Consider the following 18,627-nt stretch of genomic DNA (forward strand, 5'->3'; position numbering starts at 1 on the left):
CTATCTATTGAGAGTGCGGTAATTACGCACAATCGTCAAATCATTGCTTTTTGTCGCTCCGCGCCTGGCGCAGCACTTCGTTAATTTGCGGCTGATCGATAGGACCGGTGATGCGATAGCGCAAAATAGAGACCTTGTTCCACAGCGGCCCCAGTACCTTACTGGCAGCAAAGACCGCGGCGCCGATAATCGGGTTAACGGCAAAGGCCGCGGCGACGCCCACGGTCGCAGAAATCTCCGGCGCGACCACGGCCTGCATATCCAGCTGACGACGCACGAGATCCACCGACCCCTTCATGGCGATATCCGCTTCCAGACCATCGACCAGCGTATCGTCGGTATGCAGAACGCCGTCTTTAATCCACGCCGTACTGCGAATGGAATCAAAGTAGAACCCTTCGCTGAACGTATCGCTAAAGTCGAAGCGCAGCTTGCGCAGCAGCGCGTCAACGCTCAACAAACGCAGAAGCTGGCCGGCATGACCGGTGCTGAGGTCGGTAAATTCGCCTTTTCCAAGACGGCTTTTGAGGATCCCATTAAGCGAGGCAACGTCGGGCTGCCACGGCGGCGCACGCCAGTGCAGGTCATAATCGATATCAAACGACGAACCTTTTACCGGCGTGGAGACGCCGAAGAAGTTCACGAAATCGTCGGTTTTATTGCCGTGCAGCTTACCTTTCAAAGAGGTTCGTACGCCCGCCGGCGCGCTCACCCATACGCCATCGGTCGTCAGACGGCCAAAACCGGTATCGACCAGTCCGTTCGCCAGCGTCAGGGTATCGCCGCGAATATCAAAATCCCCTTCGATACGGCCATATTTTTGCCCCCACAGCCAGCACTCAGCGCAGCGAAGCTGAAGGTCCGGCCAGCCGTGGAAATCAATGTTGGTATCGGCCAGCGGGGCGCTGCTTTTTTCTGTCCCGCGGCTTTTCGCCGCCGTTGGGTTGTAGTAGAGATAGCGAATGGCCGCCAGCCACGGGGCGTTCTTCCGCATCGTCAGGGTTGCGTTGACTTCACGCCCCTGGGCTTCAATCTTCGTTCCCCCGGCATCGGGCCGGGAGACAAGGCTAACGTTATTCCAGCTCTGGCCCGCCATCGTTAACGCCGGCGTTCGCAGCGTGACCTGCTCCGGGAAGACGAGATTACTGCTGACGTCATTCGCCGCTCCGCCCTGGAACAGCGCCAGCCACTGCGCGCCATCCATCGGCGGCATATTCAGCTCCACGCCTGGCTGCTCGGGAAGCGGAGAAACGGCTTTACTGTCCGTGGTTAAAATAGCGCGGTCCAGGGTCAGCTTATGACCCAGCAGCCAGCGGCTATTAATATGATTCTTCGCCCCCATGGAGCCGGCCAGATTAAAACTGCTTAAGCCGCCATCGACCTTGATTTTTACCGGCAACGGCTCCCCGGCCTGCTTATCTAACGGCGCAGGTAAGTGACTACTTACACTCTTCAGGTCAGCGTTGAGGTCAACCTTATAGGCCGCGCTACCGCGATACGGAAGCTCAATCGCGACTTTTCCGTCCCAGGGCACGCTGCCGCTCAGGGTGCCGTCCAGGGATTTCGGCAATAAACCGGTACGCGCAGGCTGCCAGCTGGCGTTCATCCCGACGTTCACGAGAAATGCTTTCGCGCCTTCGGTGGTCGAGAAATCAAGATTCAGCGGCTGATTAAACCAGCTCGCGCTCATCGGTTCGCTTTTCAGGTCGCCGTTTACAAAGCTGAATTTACCGCTCAGGTTCTGCAATGTGGTATCGATAGGCTTGATAAACAAGCTGTTATTGTTCAACCGGACATCACCTTTAGCGGTGGTCATCTCGCCATCCAGGGGGATATCAAGATGTAAGCGAGCGCTAACATTACCGTCCAGCTGGAGCTCATCCAGCGCCGCGCCCAGCGTCTCTTTCAGCGGCGTCTCGTTAAAATAAGGGCCAACCTCTTTACCCGGGCCGTTAACGTCGGCATCAATCAGCAGCTTTTCTCGCGAATAGTCCGGAATCACCGCATCGAGATTGCTGGCGGTCACGTTGCCGAGCATCGCCTTATCGGCCTTCATCCATAGCCCATCATTGATAAAGTTAAGGTCGATATTAAGCCCGGTAAGCGCGGGCCAGTCAGGCTGAAAGGCAAAGGTGGCGTTCTTGAGCGGCACCGTGACCTGGAATTGCCCCTCATTATGCTTGTACGGGAAAAGATGCGGGTTACCGCCATAAGCCAGCGTCGCATCGGTGGCCTGACCGCCTTTAATGGCTCCGCTGAGGTAATCCACCAGCGCTTTGCCCATCAGATTTTCCGGGAAGTAGCGCCAGGCCTGTCCGCCATCGTTGGTACTGATACCGGCCAGAATACCGAGCCAGGGTTCGTCGCCCTGCGGCTGCAGATAGCGGAACCCACCGCGAGCGCGAACGCCGGTAGCCTGTACGTCAATATCGCGACCATCGAGCATAAAACCCTTGTCATTCTTCACCCAACTGAGGGTCGCATCGCCTTTGGCGATCTCCAGCGGCGCGCGAAAGACCGTTTCGTAGGGCATTTTCGCCTGCGTCATGCTGGCATGCAGAGTACCGTTTTCTACGCTCCCGGCAATGTTGCCGGAGAAATGCTCAGCCCCTGGCAGCAGCTTCCACTGCTTCCAGGACATGTCGCTCCAGTCCGCCCGGAAGCGCGTTTTTTCCGCCATTTGCAGCGGAATATCCAGCGCCAGAAGATTGATTTTGCCGTCCGGCTGCGTCGTACGCCAGATTTCGCCCAGCGACGGAGCCAGTTTATCCGCCATCGGCTGCAGCCCGGTCAGACCGCTAAGGTTAAGGTTGCTGGCGCGAATGCGCAGCTCATCGCTGCGTTGACCATTTTTTCCGCCCACATCCTGAGCCGGGATCCACGCCATCGACAGCGCGCCGCGCGGCCAGGGTTTGTCATCCATTGAGATGCGCGTATCAGGGATGCGAAAGCCCCAGCTTTGATTATCGCGATAGATGTGCGCCGTCAGATTATCAACCGACAGATGGTGCTTCTCTTTATCGCCCTGCCAGCTAGCGCCGCCTTTTTTCAACCATACATCGCCGCTGGCGACATCGCCCTTGTCGATAGTCATCCAGCCTTCCAGGCTAAACCGCGCGCTCTGCAGGGCGATGTTGTCCTGCATCCAGCGCCCAAGCCACGGCTTAACGTCGATATCATCCGCCTGAAGCCAGACGCGCCCCTTATTGAGCAGGCCGTCTTCATCGCGCAGGTCCATTCGCACCTGCATCACGCCGTGCTGGCCGGTCAGGCTGCTGAGGCTAAGCTGCCCCTCCGCGCGATGGCGATTTTTACCGTTCAGCCAGGTAAGCTGCGGAATGGCGAGCTCCGCACGCTGGCCGGAGATGGTCAGAAAGCTCAGATGGCTATCGCGAAGAATAAAGTGATCGAACTGGCGGAGGAAAAGATCGCTGATACGGTCGGTTTTCAGCCCTTCACCGCTATTATTCGTTTGAATGGGGGTATTGGTATGAACCTGCAGCTGCCAGAAGGTCAGATCGCGAAACTGCCAGCGCATATGCAGCAGGCTTTGCCAGACGTCGAGCGCCAGGGTGACGCGTTTAGCGGAAAGCTCGCCGCCATCATTCAGGCCGGCCTTAACATCGCGGACATCAAGCGTCGGGCCAAAAGTCTGCCAGCTGGCGACAATATTTGAAGCATCGACCGGTACGCCGGCCATCGCGGAGACTTTTTCCAGCACCTGCGGACGCCAGCTGTTTAACTGCGGCAGAACGAGACGCAGACCGCTCACCAGCAGTGCGACGACAACAATCAATGTTGCCACGGTGAGCAGTAATATCCCGGGCAGTCGCCTCACGCATCTCTCCTTGTCAGCCTGTTACGCGTCATCCTTTTGCCCGCCTCTTTATCCCGACATCAGCAAGCAAAACGGATGATTACATCATTACTACATCAAACTGCTCTTGATTATAGAGCGGTTCAATTTGCACTTTGACCTGCTTACCGACAAAGATCTCGACTTCTGCCAGCGCGTGCGACTCTTCCCCTTTCAGCGTTTCCGCTACCGCAGGAGAAGCATAGACCAGGAACCGGTCGGAATCGTAGGCATGATGCACGCGCACGATCTCGCGCATGATTTCATAGCACACCGTTTCCACCGTTTTCACCGTACCGCGACCGTGGCAGGTAGGGCACTCATTACACAGCACATGCTCCACGCTTTCGCGAGTACGCTTGCGGGTCATCTCTACCAGCCCAAGCTGGGAGAAGCCGTTGATGCTGGTTTTAACCCGGTCTTTGCTCAGCGCCTGCTCAAGAGAGTGCAGCACCCGACGGCGGTGATCTTCATTATTCATATCAATGAAATCGATGATGATAATCCCACCGAGATTGCGCAGCCGCAGCTGGCGGGCAATCGCCTGGGTCGCCTCAATATTGGTATTAAAGATAGTATCGTCAAGATTACGGTGACCGACGAATGCCCCGGTGTTGATATCAACGGTGGTCATCGCTTCCGTTTGGTCAATGATCAGATAACCACCTGATTTCAGCTCAACTTTGCGTTCCAGAGCGCGCTGGATTTCATTTTCCACGTCAAAGAGATCGAAAATCGGCTGACGGCCGCTGTAGTGCTCCAGCTTGCTGGTCATCTCCGGAATATATTCGGCGGTAAACTCCAGCAGCGATTCGTAAGTCAGACGAGAGTCAACGCGAATCCGGTCAAGATGCGCATCGGCGAAATCACGCAGCACGCGCTGCGCCAGCGCCAGTTCGCCGTACATTTGATATCGGGTCTGCTGGCGCTTTTTGCGTTCCATCACTTTCGTCCAGACGCGCTTGAGATAGGCGGCATCAGCAGCCATCTCCTGCTCATGAACGCCTTCCGCCGCGGTACGGATAATGAATCCGCCCTGCTCGTCACAGTATTCAGAGACCACTTTTTTCAGGCGTTCACGTTCCGCTTCGCTTTCAATACGCTGAGAGACGCCGACGTGCGAAGCGCCGGGCATAAAGACCAGATAGCGAGAGGGAATGGTGATATCGGTGGTCAGGCGGGCGCCTTTGGTACCGAGGGGGTCTTTCACCACCTGCACCATTAAATCCTGCCCCTGGCGCACCAGCTCGGAGATATCGCGGACGGCGAACTGCTTTTGCTCTTCGCCCGCCACGCACTCGGTGTGCGGCATAATATCGGAAGCGTGCAGAAACGCGGCCTTATCCAGGCCAATATCTACAAAAGCCGCCTGCATTCCCGGCAGCACCCGACTGACACGACCTTTGTAGATATTGCCTACTATTCCGCGTCGCGCTTCACGCTCAATATGAATTTCCTGAAGAATACCGCCATCAATGTAAGCGACGCGCGTTTCTGATGGCGTTACGTTAACTAATAATTCAGCAGTCATCTTTATCCCTTTTCTTCACGCAGTGAGTTAAAGTTACTTAGCAACTCATACGTTTCCACCAGCGGTAAGCCAACGACGGCGTGATAGCTGCCATTTATCTTCCTGACGAAACAGCCACCCAACCCCTGAATACCGTATGCACCTGCTTTATCTAAAGGTTCGCCGCTGGCGACATAATCGGCGATATCCTGCCCTGAGAGCACGCGGAAAGTGACCTCCGTGACCACCAGGCAATCCAGCGTCTGCCGCTTATCAGCCAGCGCCACGGCGGTCATCACCTGATGAGTCTTTCCGGAAAGCATGCGTAGCATCTCGGCGGCGTGCCCGCCATCGCGCGGTTTTTCCAGCACTTCACCGTTAAGGATGACAATGGTATCCGCGCCTAAAACCGGGAGATCGCGCGGTGCCAGCGCGACGCCAGCCTGGGCCTTTTCGCGCGCCAGCCGGACCACATACTGCTGGGCGCTCTCCTGCGGGCGACGCTGTTCCTCAATACCGGGAACCACGCGCTCAAAAGCGAGGCCAAGCTGTGTCAGCAGTTCCTGCCGACGCGGAGAACCTGAAGCAAGATACAGAGTCGTCATATCAACCTTATTGCACCGCAAACTGCTGGCGCACTTTACGCATCAGCAGGAAAATCCATGGCCAGAGCACACCGTTTACTACACTACTCCAGAACACTTCCGGACGGAAAGAGACGTTGATCACTAAAAACTCTGCCCAGAAAACAATGATATCCACGGAGAGGGATAACATGACTACCACCAGCGCCTGTTGCCAAAGCGCCAGGTTACGGAACAGTTGATACTTTAGCGCAACCAGATAAGCCACAATACTTAATGATAGTGCGCGAACGCCAAGCGTCGACCCGCTGATGAGATCGAGGATCGCGCCCATAACAAAGCCTGTGCCAACGTTAACCCGGTGGGGTAGCGCGAGGATCCAGTACAACAGGATAAGCAATACCCAGTTTGGCCGGTAGACGCTAATGTCCGCCGGCCAGGGCATAATCTGCAGCAATAGTGCGATAAGAAACGAGAGCCAGATAACCCAGCGTCCCTGGCTACGGTAACTTGCCACTATTGCCCTCCTGCTGGCAGAGGCTGCTGTGGCATACCGGTTGCCGGCGCGGGCATCTGCGGCCCCATCGCATCCGGTGCAGGCAGAACCTGCGGCATCATCTGCATCAGGCGTTCATTCGCTACGCGATGAACCTCTTCCGGCGTCATCGGATTCGCGCCGTTGCGATCGGCTCCCCATAGCAGCAGCAGATAACGCAAGCGCTGCAGACCGGCAGTCGGACGCGCCTGAATCACCGTATACGCACGCTGCGTATCCAGCTTAACGGACGAAACCACCCCGACCGGATACCCTTCAGGGAAGCGGCCGCCGAGACCCGAAGTGACCAGCACGTCGCCGACGCGAATATCGGTATTGGCCGGCAGATGTTCCAGCTGTAAATCGTCAGTACAACCGTTGCCTGCGGCAATGACGCGAATATCGTTACGCAGTACCTGAATCGGTAACGCATGCGTGGCATCGCAAATCAGCAGCACGCGGCTGGTCAGCTTCGCGACCGCGACCACCTGACCCACAACGCCTTTATCGCTGATAACCGGCTGGCCTTCATAAACGCCGTTAACGCTGCCTTTATCGATAACCACCTGATCGCTATAGGGATCGTTAACCGTTGAGATGACCTGAGTCACCATTTTTTGCTCGTCCTGGCGCAGCGGAGAGCCCAGCAGCTCGCGCAGACGCGCGTTCTCCTGTTTGTACTGACCCAGCATCAGTAAGTCGCTGTTCTTGAGCAGCAACTCCTGACGCAGCGCGCGATTTTCCAGTTCGAGCTGATCGCGGGTGGCCAGCGTTTGCGAAACGCTATCCAGCAGTTCCCGGGGACCATTAGAGACAAAGTAGAAAGGGCTGACGGCTGTATCCATATACGTTCGAATTTGGCTGAACGTACCCAGGCGGCTGTCGGCGATTATCACGCCAAGCGCCACCAAAACCGCCAGAATAAGGCGAATCTGTAGCGACGGGCCACGGCTAAAAATTGGCTTCATAGGCTATGCGTATTCTCGTGTCAGTTAAGATCGGGGCAGCCGTAGGCCAGCTACCCGGATCTCAGGCTGACTACTCTTCGCTGAACAAGTCGCCGCCGTGCATATCGATCATTTCCAGTGCCTTACCGCCGCCACGAGCGACGCAGGTCAGTGGATCTTCTGCAACTACGACAGGGATTCCTGTCTCTTCCATTAACAGACGGTCAAGGTTGCGTAGCAGAGCACCGCCGCCGGTCAGAACCATCCCGCGTTCGGAGATATCGGAAGCCAGCTCCGGTGGGCACTGTTCCAGCGCGACCATCACCGCGCTGACGATACCGGTCAACGGTTCCTGCAGCGCTTCAAGGATTTCATTGGAGTTCAGAGTAAAGCCGCGCGGAACGCCTTCAGCAAGGTTACGCCCGCGAACTTCGATTTCGCGGACTTCATCACCCGGATAAGCGGAGCCGATTTCATGCTTAATGCGTTCTGCGGTCGCTTCGCCGATCAGGGAGCCATAGTTACGACGGACATAATTAATGACGGCTTCGTCAAAACGGTCGCCGCCAATACGGACAGAAGAGGAGTAAACCACGCCGTTAAGAGAGATGACCGCCACTTCAGTAGTACCGCCGCCGATGTCCACAACCATTGAACCGGTTGCTTCGGAGACCGGCAGGCCTGCGCCGATCGCAGCCGCCATCGGCTCTTCAATCAGGAAGACTTCACGGGCGCCAGCGCCCTGTGCGGACTCACGAATCGCGCGACGTTCAACCTGGGTCGCACCAACCGGCACGCAGACCAGCACGCGCGGGCTCGGACGCATAAAGCTATTGCTGTGCACCTGTTTAATAAAGTGCTGGAGCATTTTTTCGGTAACGAAGAAGTCGGCGATAACGCCGTCTTTCATTGGGCGAATAGCTGCAATGTTGCCCGGTGTACGCCCAAGCATCTGCTTCGCTTCATGACCCACAGCGGCGACGCTTTTCGGCGATCCGGCACGATCCTGACGAATGGCCACAACGGAAGGCTCATTCAATACGATGCCTTGTCCTTTTACATAAATCAGGGTATTCGCGGTACCCAGGTCAATGGACAGGTCATTGGAAAACATGCCACGAAATTTTTTTAACATACTAAGGGATAATCCTGAAAGCTGGGGCGGAAAACAAAATCCGCTTACTTTACCAACCACGCGCAGCAGCGACAAGGCGCAAAAATCATCTGCTGCGGTGAAAATTAGTGCAGTTCGTTACCTTTGTTACAAATTTGACTGAGTCCGTCCAACGCAGAAATCTTCAGCAGCGCTCCGCGCTTGAATCTGCAACCTGTCAAAGGTCATTCACTGGCATTTACATTGCGACAATCCGGCAGGTAGACAAGCACACCCCCATCACTATGGCGCGCATTATTCTACGTGAAATCACGCTAAACGGCAGATCAAACAGAGTATCTTTGCGAATATTTTTTCACATTTGTGTCAAGTGGCTGTGAGGCGGCAAAAAATTCCCCCTGACCACCGGTAACACCGCATTGAGACAGCACCTGCCACTCGCTTCGGCTGAGCACGCCGGTTGCGAAAACCTGAACCGGCATTCCTTTACAGGCTTCTACCAGGCTCTGCACCAGCAGCTGATTTTCACTGCGTTTTTCTATATTGCGCGATAACCCCGAATGCAGCTTAATCACTTCAACATCGAGCTGCTTGATCCAGCTGGTTCCAACCAGCGTCAAACCGGCCTGAACCACGGCAATTCGAATACCTAAAGCGTTAACCAACCGCATAACCGGCTGCAGGCGGCCGATATATTGACAAACATCCGCCTCTGCAAGTTCAAAAATAATACGTCGACGGTGCGATTTTTCGCATTGCATCAAAGTATCGCGCAGCCAGCGCTGGAATCGAGGGCGGATCAAGGACTCGACCGTCACCTGCAGCGCGAGGTTTTCTTCCGGCCAAAAGCCTAAAAACGGCAGCAATCGCGTAATTTGCAAACGGTCATACTCCTCCGCCAGGCCAAACTGCAGCACCATCGGCATATATTCGGCCGCAATCACCTCTTCCTTACCATCATAAAGACGGCACATTAGCTCACGATGATGTACGCGACCATCACGAGTGACGGCGGGTTTCTGGTAAAGTCGCGGGCCGCCGCGGCTAAGCATTTGCTCGATAAGCGTACGCCAGCGCACGTTGCCACGCCCTTTCTCCGGCAGAGAATCGTCATAGACGGCCCAGCTGTTGCTGCCCTGCAGCACCGCATTACGCGTGGCCGCTTCCGCATGCTCCATTACCTGGGCCGCCGTTTGTCCGCTGCGGAAAGCGCAGATCCCGATATGCATCATATCGTCACGATCGAGAATTCGCGTCGGCGGCAGGGCATCCATGGCTTTCAGGAGTAACCCGGCAATGCTGTCCGCCTCTTTCAACGTGCGATGCGGAAGCAGAACGGCAAAATCGCTGCGGTGGTAGCGAGCCAGCAGTGCGCCAGGGTAGCGCATAATAAAAGTGGAAAGCATGTTGATCAGCGTAAAGTAGTGCTCTTCGGTCGCTGCGCGTCCCCAGTTATCGCGCAGCAGGTCGAAATCCGGCAGGCGGATCATCATTACGATGCCGTATGACCCCACTTTCTCCTGATCTTCAAGCAGCGTCGACAGCTGATTATCAAAAAATAATCGGTTACTCAGCCCGGTTTTTGAATCCTGCGCGACATAGGAACGGATCAGGGTATCCATGCGGCTTCGCTGATCGCTGGCGAACTGAAGTTCGGATAGCAGCATATCCAGCGCGCTACTGGTATTCGCCGGCCACTCGTGTACCGACCCTCGCACCTGCGGTCCGCGTTCGCCATTAAGAATACGCGCAGTGCGGAGTTCCAGTAGCTCCTGGCCCGCCAGCTGGCGACGGATCCAGCGCACGGAAAAAAAGATAATCAGCACCATAAAACCAATGGCGATGGAGAGCGGCGCGGTGATGTGCAGTGAACGGAAGTAATTGGCCATCGGATCCAGGTACACCAGATGGATTGCCATACCGGGCTGCTTGAGCGACGGTACCGTGATATCGCGAAACTGATTGCTGCTACCTAAAGGACGATAGTTATCGGTGCGGGAATGGCTATAGACCGATTTGCCATTCAGCTGAAAGTCAACGCGCGCCGCGTCGATCGGCGTCATCAGCTCATCCATCTGCGGTTCAATCTGGTCAAAAGACATAGAGACCAGACGGTTATCCAGCATGGTCGCCACCGCCTGAACGCGGTTGGTCATTTTTAGCTGAATGCCGTTGTAAAAACTCAGCGAAGCGCCAATCAGCGTGACAAAGATCGTCAGGCTGGTGAGTAACGTGACAAACGCTGAGAATTTCGTCGTTAATCGCATCCCTGTGTTAACTCCGCGTGTGAATGACTACCCGATAAACGTCCGGGCTCCTGTGCTGGCGCCTAAACTAAAGTAAGCACTAACTTTCTAAAGAGCGACGCATACTATCAAAGCTGGCGCATCTGGCAATTTATTGCGTTACATCGGTGTAATAATGCCGTTAGCGAGTATAGTCTGCAGAAAAAATTTTCCAATCATCCAACCTATTCCAATCATCCAACCTATGAGGACCGGCGCATGCAGGCTTTAATCTTAGAACAGCAGGATGGCAAAACTCTCTCTTCGGTGCAAACCATTGACGCCAGCCAGCTGCCGCAGGGGGATGTGACAGTGGATATCCACTGGTCCAGCCTTAACTATAAAGATGCGCTGGCCATCACTGGTAAAGGAAAAATTATCCGCAACTTTCCGATGATTCCTGGCATCGATTTTGCCGGTTTTGTCCACAGCAGCGAGGATCCGCGTTTCCACGCCGGCCAGCAAGTCCTGCTGACCGGATGGGGCGTGGGGGAAAGCCACTGGGGCGGACTGGCGGAGCGCGCTCGCGTTAAAGGCGACTGGCTGGTGGCGATGCCGCAAGGCCTGGATGGTCGTAAAGCCATGGTCATTGGGACCGCCGGTTTCACCGCGATGCTGTGCGTGATGGCGCTGGAAGACGCCGGGGTTCGTCCGGAAGATGGCGAAGTCGTGGTCACCGGGGCCAGCGGCGGCGTCGGCAGCACCGCGGTCGCTTTGCTGCATCATCTCGGGTACAAGGTGGCGGCGGTTTCCGGGCGCGAAAGCACCCATGAATATCTTAAAAACCTCGGCGCGCAGCGCATTCTTAGCCGCGATGAGTTCGCCGAAACCCGCCCGCTGGAAAAACAGCTGTGGGCCGGTGCCGTTGATACCGTTGGCGATAAGGTGCTGGCAAAAGTGCTGGCGCAGATGAACTACGGCGGCTGCGTGGCGGCCTGCGGTCTGGCAGGCGGCTTTGCCCTGCCCACGACCGTGATGCCGTTTATTCTGCGTAACGTGCGCCTGCAGGGCGTTGATTCGGTAATGACGCCAGCCGCGCGCCGGGCCGAGGCCTGGCAGCGTCTGGTGCGCGATCTGCCGGAATCCTTCTACGCGCAAAGCGCGACGGAAATCTCCCTCGCCGAAGCCCCTGAATTTGCCGATAAGATCATGACCAATAAGATTCAGGGGCGCACGCTGGTTAAAATCGCCTAATCTGCAATTTTTCGTGACATATTCGCAATAACGCTCCGCCTCCGTCATGCTAAGAAAAACGCACGACGGAGGATGCCATGAAATCCAAAAAACTGACGGAAGCCGACGTAACGGCAGAATCCGTTTTTATGCTGCAGCGTCGCCAGATCCTGAAAATGTTGGGAATTAGCGCCACCGCCCTTTCCCTCTCACCCTCCGCGCAAGCTGACCTGCTGGATTGGTTTAAAGGCAACGACCGCCCGCCGGCGCCGGCAGGTAAAGCGCTGACGTTCGATAAACCGGCGCAATGGCAAAACACTCTCACGCTCACGCCGGAAGATAAGGTATCAGGCTACAACAACTTTTATGAGTTCGGCCTGGATAAAGCCGATCCGGCGGCCAATGCCGGAAGCCTGCGCACTGACCCCTGGACGCTGACGATTGGCGGCGAAGTGGCAAAACCCCTTACGCTCGATCATGACGACCTGACCAGCCGATTTCCGCTGGAAGAGCGAATTTACCGGATGCGCTGCGTCGAAGCCTGGTCGATGGTGATTCCCTGGGTCGGCTTCCCGCTGCATAAATTGTTATCGCTGGTCGAGCCCACCAGCAATGCGCGCTACGTCGCGTTTAAAACGCTTTATGCGCCTGAGCAGATGCCGGGCCAAAAAGACCGTTTTATCGGCGGCGGGCTGGCGTATCCCTATGTCGAAGGGCTGCGGCTCGACGAGGCCATGCATCCTCTGACGCTGCTCAGCGTAGGCGTGTATGGCAAAGCGCTGCCTCCGCAAAACGGTGCGCCGGTCCGACTCACCGTGCCCTGGAAGTACGGTTTCAAAGGGATTAAGTCTATCGTCAGTATCGAACTGACGCGTGAACGTCCCCCCACGACCTGGAACCTCGCCGGACCTGAGGAGTATGGCTTCTACGCCAACGTCAATCCGCATGTCGATCACCCCCGCTGGTCGCAGGCAACTGAGCGCTTTATCGGCGCAGGCGGCGTACTCGACGTCAAACGCCAGCCAACACTGCTCTTTAACGGCTATGCTGACGAAGTAGCATCGCTCTACCGGGGCCTGAATTTGCGGGAGAATTACTAGTGCGCCTGACTGTAAAGCAGATTACCTGGCTGAAAGTGCTTCTCCATCTGGCCGGATTTTTGCCTTTTGTCTGGCTCTTCTGGGCCGGACATCAGGGGTATTTCAGCGCCGACCCGGCAAAGGATATCCAGCACTTTACCGGTAGGATGGCTCTTAAATTCCTGCTGGCTACCTTGCTTGTTTCGCCACTGGCGCGCTACGCTAAACAGCCGTTATTGATACGCACCCGGCGCTTACTTGGTTTATGGTGCTTTGCCTGGGCTACGCTGCATTTGACCAGCTATACGCTGCTCGAACTTGGGATTAACAATCTGGCGCTATTGGGTACAGAAGTCCTCACCCGCCCTTATCTGACGCTGGGGTTAATCAGCTGGCTGATTCTGCTGGCGCTGGCGGCGACGTCAACGCAAGCGATGCAGCGAAGATTGGGTCGTCGCTGGCAAACATTGCATAACTTCGTCTATGTTGTCGCGATCCTCGCCCCCATTCACTACCTATGGTCGGTGAAGATTTTATCCCCCCAACCGCTAATTTATGCGCTGCTGGCGATCCTGCTTTTAGCATGGCGATACAAGAAGTTCCGCCAGTGGTGGCGCTAATTCCGGATATGTGCAGTTTCCCGCAGTTCTTTTATCAACCGCCACTCTTTACACGATAGCGGTTGATAATCTTCCCTGATAAGACCAGTATTTAGCTGCCAAATGCTACGAAATCGTTATAATGTGCGACTTTGGTTTTCCTGACGGGCTTTTTGAGTCCCGAAAAGGTGACAATCGCGCATCGAAGGTATATTTTGTTTTTTACCCGAGAATGGCAGAAGATAGCCGCATATTGGCCGATAAGTTTCGCTTTTTGCTTTCGAGCATCGGAGGCTTAACCTGTCGGCTTCTGAAGAAGCGCGGCGTCTTGCAACAGCAGTAATTCATATGCTTTACAGACGGTGCTAACACGCCTGTCACAATCACACTAAACAAAGAGTACGGAACCCACTCATGGATATTCGTAAGATTAAAAAACTGATCGAGCTGGTTGAAGAATCAGGCATCTCCGAACTGGAAATTTCTGAAGGCGAAGAGTCTGTACGCATCAGCCGTGCCGCGCCAAACGCAGGTTTCCCGGTGATGCAACAGGCTTACGCCGCACCGATGATGCAGCAACAGCCAGCGCTGTCTAACGCAGTCGCCTCTGCGGCAACGCCAGCAATGGAAGCCCCTGCGGCAGCGGAAATCAGTGGCCACATCGTACGTTCCCCAATGGTTGGTACTTTCTACCGCACCCCGAGCCCGGACGCGAAAGCCTTCATCGAAGTCGGTCAGAAAGTTAACGCGGGCGATACCCTGTGCATCGTTGAAGCCATGAAAATGATGAACCAGATCGAAGCCGATAAATCCGGCGTGGTGAAAGCCATTCTGGTCGAAAGTGGTCAACCGGTAGAATTTGACGAGCCACTGGTCGTCATCGAATAACGAGGCGAACATGCTGGATAAAATTGTTATCGCCAACCGCGGCGAGATTGCATTGCGTATCCTGCGTGCCTGTAAAGAACTGGGCATCAAGACCGTTGCTGTGCACTCAACGGCGGATCGCGATTTAAAACACGTATTGTTAGCGGATGAGACGGTCTGTATCGGCCCGGCTCCGTCCGTAAAAAGCTACCTCAATATCCCGGCGATTATCTCTGCTGCCGAAATCACCGGCGCGGTGGCTATTCACCCGGGTTACGGATTTTTGTCCGAAAACGCAAACTTCGCTGAGCAGGTTGAGCGTTCCGGCTTTATCTTTATCGGTCCGAAAGCTGACACAATCCGCCTGATGGGCGACAAAGTGTCTGCGATCACCGCGATGAAGAAAGCGGGCGTTCCGACCGTACCGGGCTCTGATGGCCCGCTGGGCGAAGATATGGACGTTAACCGCGCCCATGCAAAACGTATTGGCTACCCGGTGATTATCAAAGCCTCCGGCGGCGGCGGCGGTCGCGGTATGCGCGTTGTGCGCAGCGATGCTGAGCTGGCGCAATCCATCTCCATGACCAAAGCGGAAGCCAAAGCCGCGTTTAACAACGACATGGTGTATATGGAGAAATACCTGGAGAATCCTCGTCACATCGAGATCCAGGTACTGGCTGACGGTCAGGGTAACGCTATCTATCTGGCTGAGCGCGACTGCTCCATGCAGCGTCGTCACCAGAAAGTGGTCGAAGAGGCGCCAGCACCGGGCATTACGCCGGAACTGCGTCGCTATATCGGCGAGCGTTGTTCCAAAGCGTGCGTCGATATCGGCTATCGCGGCGCGGGTACTTTTGAGTTCCTGTTCGAAAACGGCGAGTTCTATTTCATCGAAATGAACACCCGTATTCAGGTTGAACACCCGGTAACCGAAATGATCACCGGCGTCGACCTGATTAAAGAGCAGCTGCGCATCGCAGCCGGCCAGCCGCTGTCCATCAAGCAGGAAGAAGTTGTGGTTAAAGGCCATGCGGTGGAATGCCGTATCAACGCCGAAGACCCGAACACCTTCCTGCCGAGCCCGGGTAAAATTACCCGCTTCCACGCGCCGGGCGGTTTTGGCGTGCGCTGGGAGTCTCATATCTACGCGGGCTACACCGTGCCTCCGTACTATGACTCAATGATCGGTAAGCTGATCTGCTATGGCGAAAACCGTGATGTCGCGATTGCCCGCATGAAAAATGCGCTGCAGGAGCTGATTATCGATGGCATCAAAACCAACGTTGATCTGCAGATTCGCATCATGAACGACGAACATTTCCAGAATGGTGGCACCAATATCCACTATCTGGAGAAAAAACTCGGATTGCAGGAGAAGTAATTCTGCCATCGCTGCAAAAGGCCGGATAATCCGGCCTTTTTTCTTTTTCTCTCCTCTCCTCTTTTCCATGCGGTACAATCCCCGCTTTCTTTATCCTCAAGGGACAAAAAATGGACAAACGCTTTGTTCAGGCCCATAAAGAGGCGCGCTGGGCGCTGTGGCTAACCCTTCTCTATCTTGCGGCCTGGCTGGCTGCCGCCTATCTGCCGGGCGTTGGTATTGGCCTAACCGGCCTGCCGCACTGGTTCGAAATGGCCTGCCTGCTGGTACCGCTGGTGTTTATTCTGCTGTGCTGGGCGATGGTAAAAGTTATCTATCGCGATATTCCTCTGGAGGATGACGATGCAGCTTGAAGTCATACTGCCGCTTATCGCCTACCTGCTGGTGGTGTTTGCTCTCTCCATCTATGCAATGCGTAAGCGCACAACGGGTTCCTTCCTGAACGAATATTTCCTCGGCAGCCGCTCGATGGGCGGCATTGTATTAGCCATGACGCTTACCGCTACCTATATCAGCGCCAGTTCGTTTATAGGCGGCCCCGGCGCGGCCTATAAATATGGCCTCGGCTGGGTGCTGCTGGCGATGATCCAACTGCCGGCGATCTGGCTTTCTCTGGGGATTTTGGGTAAGAAATTCGCCATTCTGGCGCGCCGCTATAATGCCGTAACCCTGAACGATATGCTCTTTGCCCGCTACCAAAGCCGTCTGCTGGTCTGGCTCGCGAGCCTGAGCCTTCTGGTGGCGTTTGTCGGGGCAATGACGGTGCAGTTCATCGGCGGGGCGCGGTTGCTGGAAACCGCGGCGGGTATTCCCTACGAAACCGGTCTGCTGATTTTTGGCGTGAGTATCGCGCTCTATACCGCGTTCGGCGGTTTTCGTGCCAGCGTCCTCAACGACACGCTCCAGGGAATGGTGATGCTGGTCGGCACTATCGTCCTGCTGGTTGGCGTCGTTCATGCGGCGGGCGGGCTACATAATGCGGTAGAAACCCTGCAAACCATCGATCCTAAGCTGGTTTCCCCGCAGGGGGCTGATGACATTCTTTCCCCCACCTTTATGACCTCCTTCTGGGTGCTGGTCTGCTTCGGGGTAATTGGCCTCCCGCACACCGCCGTTCGCTGCATCTCCTATAAAGACAGCAAAGCGGTGCACCGGGGAATTATCATTGGCACCATCGTGGTGGCGATCCTGATGTTTGGGATGCATCTTGCGGGTGCGTTAGGCCGGGCGGTGATCCCGGATCTGACGGTGCCGGATCTGGTCATCCCGACGCTCATGGTGAAAGTATTGCCGCCCTTTGCCGCCGGGATCTTCCTCGCCGCGCCGATGGCCGCCATTATGTCGACGATCAACGCCCAGCTGCTGCAAAGTTCCGCTACGATCATTAAAGATCTGTATCTGAATCTGCGCCCCGCGCAGATAACAAATGAAGCCCGGTTGAAGCGGATGTCGGCAACGATCACCTTGCTGCTGGGCGCTTTACTGCTGCTGGCAGCCTGGCGTCCTCCTGAGATGATTATCTGGCTCAACCTGCTGGCGTTCGGCGGCCTGGAGGCCGTGTTCTTATGGCCGCTGGTGCTGGGCCTGTACTGGGAACGCGCGAACGCGAAAGGGGCGTTGAGCGCGATGATCGTCGGCGGCGTACTCTATGCCATACTCGCCACTTTTAATCTGCAGTACCTGGGCTTCCATCCGATAGTGCCCGCGTTGCTGTTAAGCTTATTGGCTTTCCTGGTCGGAAACCGGTTCGGTACCTCCGCCCCGCAAGCCGCCGTATTGACTACTGATAAATAAAGAGTTTTGCCATGCCATGGATCCAACTGAAACTGAACACTACCGGCGCGAACGCGGAAGAGCTGAGCGATGCGTTAATGGAAGCGGGTTCCGTTTCCATTACTTTCCAGGATACGCACGACACGCCGGTATTCGAACCTCTGCCGGGCGAAACCCGTCTGTGGGGCGATACTGACGTTATCGGCCTGTTTGACGCCGAGACCGATATGAAAGAAGTGATTGCGATGCTGGAGCAGAATCCGCTGCTGGGCGCCGGTTTCGTGCATAAAATCGAACAACTGGAAGACAAGGACTGGGAGCGCGAATGGATGGATAACTTCCACCCTATGTGCTTCGGTAAACGCCTGTGGATCTGCCCGAGCTGGCGCGATGTGCCGGATGAAAACGCCGTTAACGTGATGCTCGACCCGGGCCTGGCGTTTGGTACCGGTACGCATCCCACCACGGCGATGTGCCTGCAGTGGCTGGATGGCCTCGATCTCGCGGGCAAAACGATTATCGATTTTGGCTGTGGCTCAGGCATTCTGGCCATTGCGGCATTAAAGCTGGGCGCCGCGAAAGCTATCGGTATTGATATCGACCCGCAGGCCATTCAGGCCAGCCGCGATAATGCCGAGCGTAACGGGGTTTCTGAACGCCTGGAACTGTATCTGCCTAAAGATCAGCCAGAGGCGATGAAAGCCGATGTGGTGGTCGCAAACATTCTGGCCGGCCCATTACGCGAACTGGCTCCGCTTATCAGCGTGCTGCCGGTTACAGGCGGTCTGCTGGGGCTTTCCGGCATCCTTGCCAGCCAGGCGGAAAGCGTTTGTGAAGCGTACGCCGATCTCTTTAACCTCGATCCCGTCGTGGAGAAAGAGGATTGGTGCCGGATCACCGGTTATAAAAAGTAATCTCCCTGTG

Annotated in this window: 15 protein-coding genes; 8 read left to right on the forward strand and 7 right to left on the reverse strand. The window is 55.7% G+C overall.

What is annotated here, in order from left to right:
* Positions 1-40: 40 nt before the first annotated feature.
* The 7 genes from yhdP to csrD form a co-directional block, all read right to left on the reverse strand.
* The gene (yhdP, locus tag BJF97_RS26225; RefSeq protein ID WP_032694495.1) at positions 41-3,838 is read right to left on the reverse strand and encodes an AsmA2 domain-containing protein YhdP; all 3,798 of its coding nucleotides are present in this window, start codon (positions 3,836-3,838) and stop codon (positions 41-43) included.
* A gap of 79 nt (positions 3,839-3,917) precedes the next feature.
* On the reverse strand, positions 3,918-5,387 hold the full coding sequence (gene rng / locus BJF97_RS26230) for a ribonuclease G (protein ID WP_004125826.1): 1,470 nt from the start codon (positions 5,385-5,387) through the stop codon (positions 3,918-3,920).
* Between the two features lie 2 nt (positions 5,388-5,389).
* Positions 5,390-5,971, reverse strand: coding sequence for a Maf family protein (locus tag BJF97_RS26235; protein ID WP_014839653.1), 582 nt, complete (start codon positions 5,969-5,971; stop codon positions 5,390-5,392).
* Between the two features lie 7 nt (positions 5,972-5,978).
* Entirely contained in the window at positions 5,979-6,467 is a 489-nt protein-coding gene (mreD, locus tag BJF97_RS26240; protein ID WP_004125830.1) for a rod shape-determining protein MreD, read from the reverse strand.
* Positions 6,467-7,453, reverse strand: a complete 987-nt coding sequence (gene mreC / locus BJF97_RS26245; protein WP_004106252.1) for a rod shape-determining protein MreC — start codon at positions 7,451-7,453, stop codon at positions 6,467-6,469. The genes mreD and mreC overlap by 1 nt, the downstream gene beginning before the upstream one ends.
* 70 nt (positions 7,454-7,523) lie before the next feature.
* Positions 7,524-8,567, reverse strand: coding sequence for a rod shape-determining protein MreB (gene mreB, locus BJF97_RS26250; RefSeq protein ID WP_002918653.1), 1,044 nt, complete (start codon positions 8,565-8,567; stop codon positions 7,524-7,526).
* A gap of 305 nt (positions 8,568-8,872) precedes the next feature.
* The gene (gene csrD / locus BJF97_RS26255) at positions 8,873-10,813 is read right to left on the reverse strand and encodes an RNase E specificity factor CsrD (RefSeq protein WP_014227016.1); all 1,941 of its coding nucleotides are present in this window, start codon (positions 10,811-10,813) and stop codon (positions 8,873-8,875) included.
* Between the two features lie 237 nt (positions 10,814-11,050).
* Between csrD and acuI the strand changes: the two genes are divergently transcribed.
* The 8 genes from acuI to prmA all read left to right on the forward strand — a co-directional run bounded on the left by acuI (position 11,051) and on the right by prmA (position 18,617).
* Entirely contained in the window at positions 11,051-12,025 is a 975-nt protein-coding gene (acuI, locus tag BJF97_RS26260; protein ID WP_032694494.1) for an acrylyl-CoA reductase (NADPH), read from the forward strand.
* A gap of 77 nt (positions 12,026-12,102) precedes the next feature.
* Complete coding sequence (gene msrP / locus BJF97_RS26265; protein ID WP_014227018.1) at positions 12,103-13,104, forward strand: protein-methionine-sulfoxide reductase catalytic subunit MsrP; 1,002 nt, start codon at positions 12,103-12,105, stop codon at positions 13,102-13,104.
* Positions 13,104-13,703 carry a protein-methionine-sulfoxide reductase heme-binding subunit MsrQ gene (msrQ, locus tag BJF97_RS26270; protein WP_014227019.1) on the forward strand — a complete coding sequence of 200 codons (600 nt, stop codon included), beginning with the start codon at positions 13,104-13,106 and terminating at the stop codon, positions 13,701-13,703. The genes msrP and msrQ overlap by 1 nt, the downstream gene beginning before the upstream one ends.
* A gap of 393 nt (positions 13,704-14,096) precedes the next feature.
* Positions 14,097-14,570 (forward strand): acetyl-CoA carboxylase biotin carboxyl carrier protein, encoded by a 474-nt coding sequence (accB, locus tag BJF97_RS26280; RefSeq protein WP_032694493.1) that lies wholly within the window; start codon positions 14,097-14,099, stop codon positions 14,568-14,570.
* Between the two features lie 10 nt (positions 14,571-14,580).
* A complete protein-coding gene (accC, locus tag BJF97_RS26285) occupies positions 14,581-15,930 on the forward strand; it encodes an acetyl-CoA carboxylase biotin carboxylase subunit (RefSeq protein WP_004125846.1) in 1,350 nt (449 codons plus the stop codon).
* 110 nt (positions 15,931-16,040) lie between these two features.
* A complete protein-coding gene (locus BJF97_RS26290) occupies positions 16,041-16,283 on the forward strand; it encodes a YhdT family protein (RefSeq protein ID WP_004125848.1) in 243 nt (80 codons plus the stop codon).
* Complete coding sequence (gene panF, locus BJF97_RS26295; protein WP_014227020.1) at positions 16,273-17,724, forward strand: sodium/pantothenate symporter; 1,452 nt, start codon at positions 16,273-16,275, stop codon at positions 17,722-17,724. The genes BJF97_RS26290 and panF overlap by 11 nt, the downstream gene beginning before the upstream one ends.
* 11 nt (positions 17,725-17,735) lie before the next feature.
* Entirely contained in the window at positions 17,736-18,617 is an 882-nt protein-coding gene (gene prmA, locus BJF97_RS26300; RefSeq protein WP_032694492.1) for a 50S ribosomal protein L11 methyltransferase, read from the forward strand.
* Positions 18,618-18,627 lie beyond the last annotated feature (10 nt).

The sequence above is a fragment of the Klebsiella sp. LTGPAF-6F genome, from assembly GCF_001753185.1.
Classification (GTDB): domain Bacteria; phylum Pseudomonadota; class Gammaproteobacteria; order Enterobacterales; family Enterobacteriaceae; genus Klebsiella; species Klebsiella michiganensis.

Bases quoted from the DNA above. Each gene is read 5' to 3' on its own strand.
- mreB (WP_002918653.1), bottom strand. From the start codon at position 8,567: ATGTTAAAAAAATTTCGTGGCATGTTTTCCAATGACCTGTCCATTGAC.
- rng (WP_004125826.1), bottom strand. From the start codon at position 5,387: ATGACTGCTGAATTATTAGTTAACGTAACGCCATCAGAAACGCGCGTC.
- acuI (WP_032694494.1), top strand. From the start codon at position 11,051: ATGCAGGCTTTAATCTTAGAACAGCAGGATGGCAAAACTCTCTCTTCG.
- msrP (WP_014227018.1), top strand. From the start codon at position 12,103: ATGAAATCCAAAAAACTGACGGAAGCCGACGTAACGGCAGAATCCGTT.
- panF (WP_014227020.1), top strand. From the start codon at position 16,273: ATGCAGCTTGAAGTCATACTGCCGCTTATCGCCTACCTGCTGGTGGTG.
- csrD (WP_014227016.1), bottom strand. From the start codon at position 10,813: ATGCGATTAACGACGAAATTCTCAGCGTTTGTCACGTTACTCACCAGC.
- accB (WP_032694493.1), top strand. From the start codon at position 14,097: ATGGATATTCGTAAGATTAAAAAACTGATCGAGCTGGTTGAAGAATCA.
- prmA (WP_032694492.1), top strand. From the start codon at position 17,736: ATGCCATGGATCCAACTGAAACTGAACACTACCGGCGCGAACGCGGAA.
- accC (WP_004125846.1), top strand. From the start codon at position 14,581: ATGCTGGATAAAATTGTTATCGCCAACCGCGGCGAGATTGCATTGCGT.
- mreC (WP_004106252.1), bottom strand. From the start codon at position 7,453: ATGAAGCCAATTTTTAGCCGTGGCCCGTCGCTACAGATTCGCCTTATT.
- BJF97_RS26290 (WP_004125848.1), top strand. From the start codon at position 16,041: ATGGACAAACGCTTTGTTCAGGCCCATAAAGAGGCGCGCTGGGCGCTG.
- BJF97_RS26235 (WP_014839653.1), bottom strand. From the start codon at position 5,971: ATGACGACTCTGTATCTTGCTTCAGGTTCTCCGCGTCGGCAGGAACTG.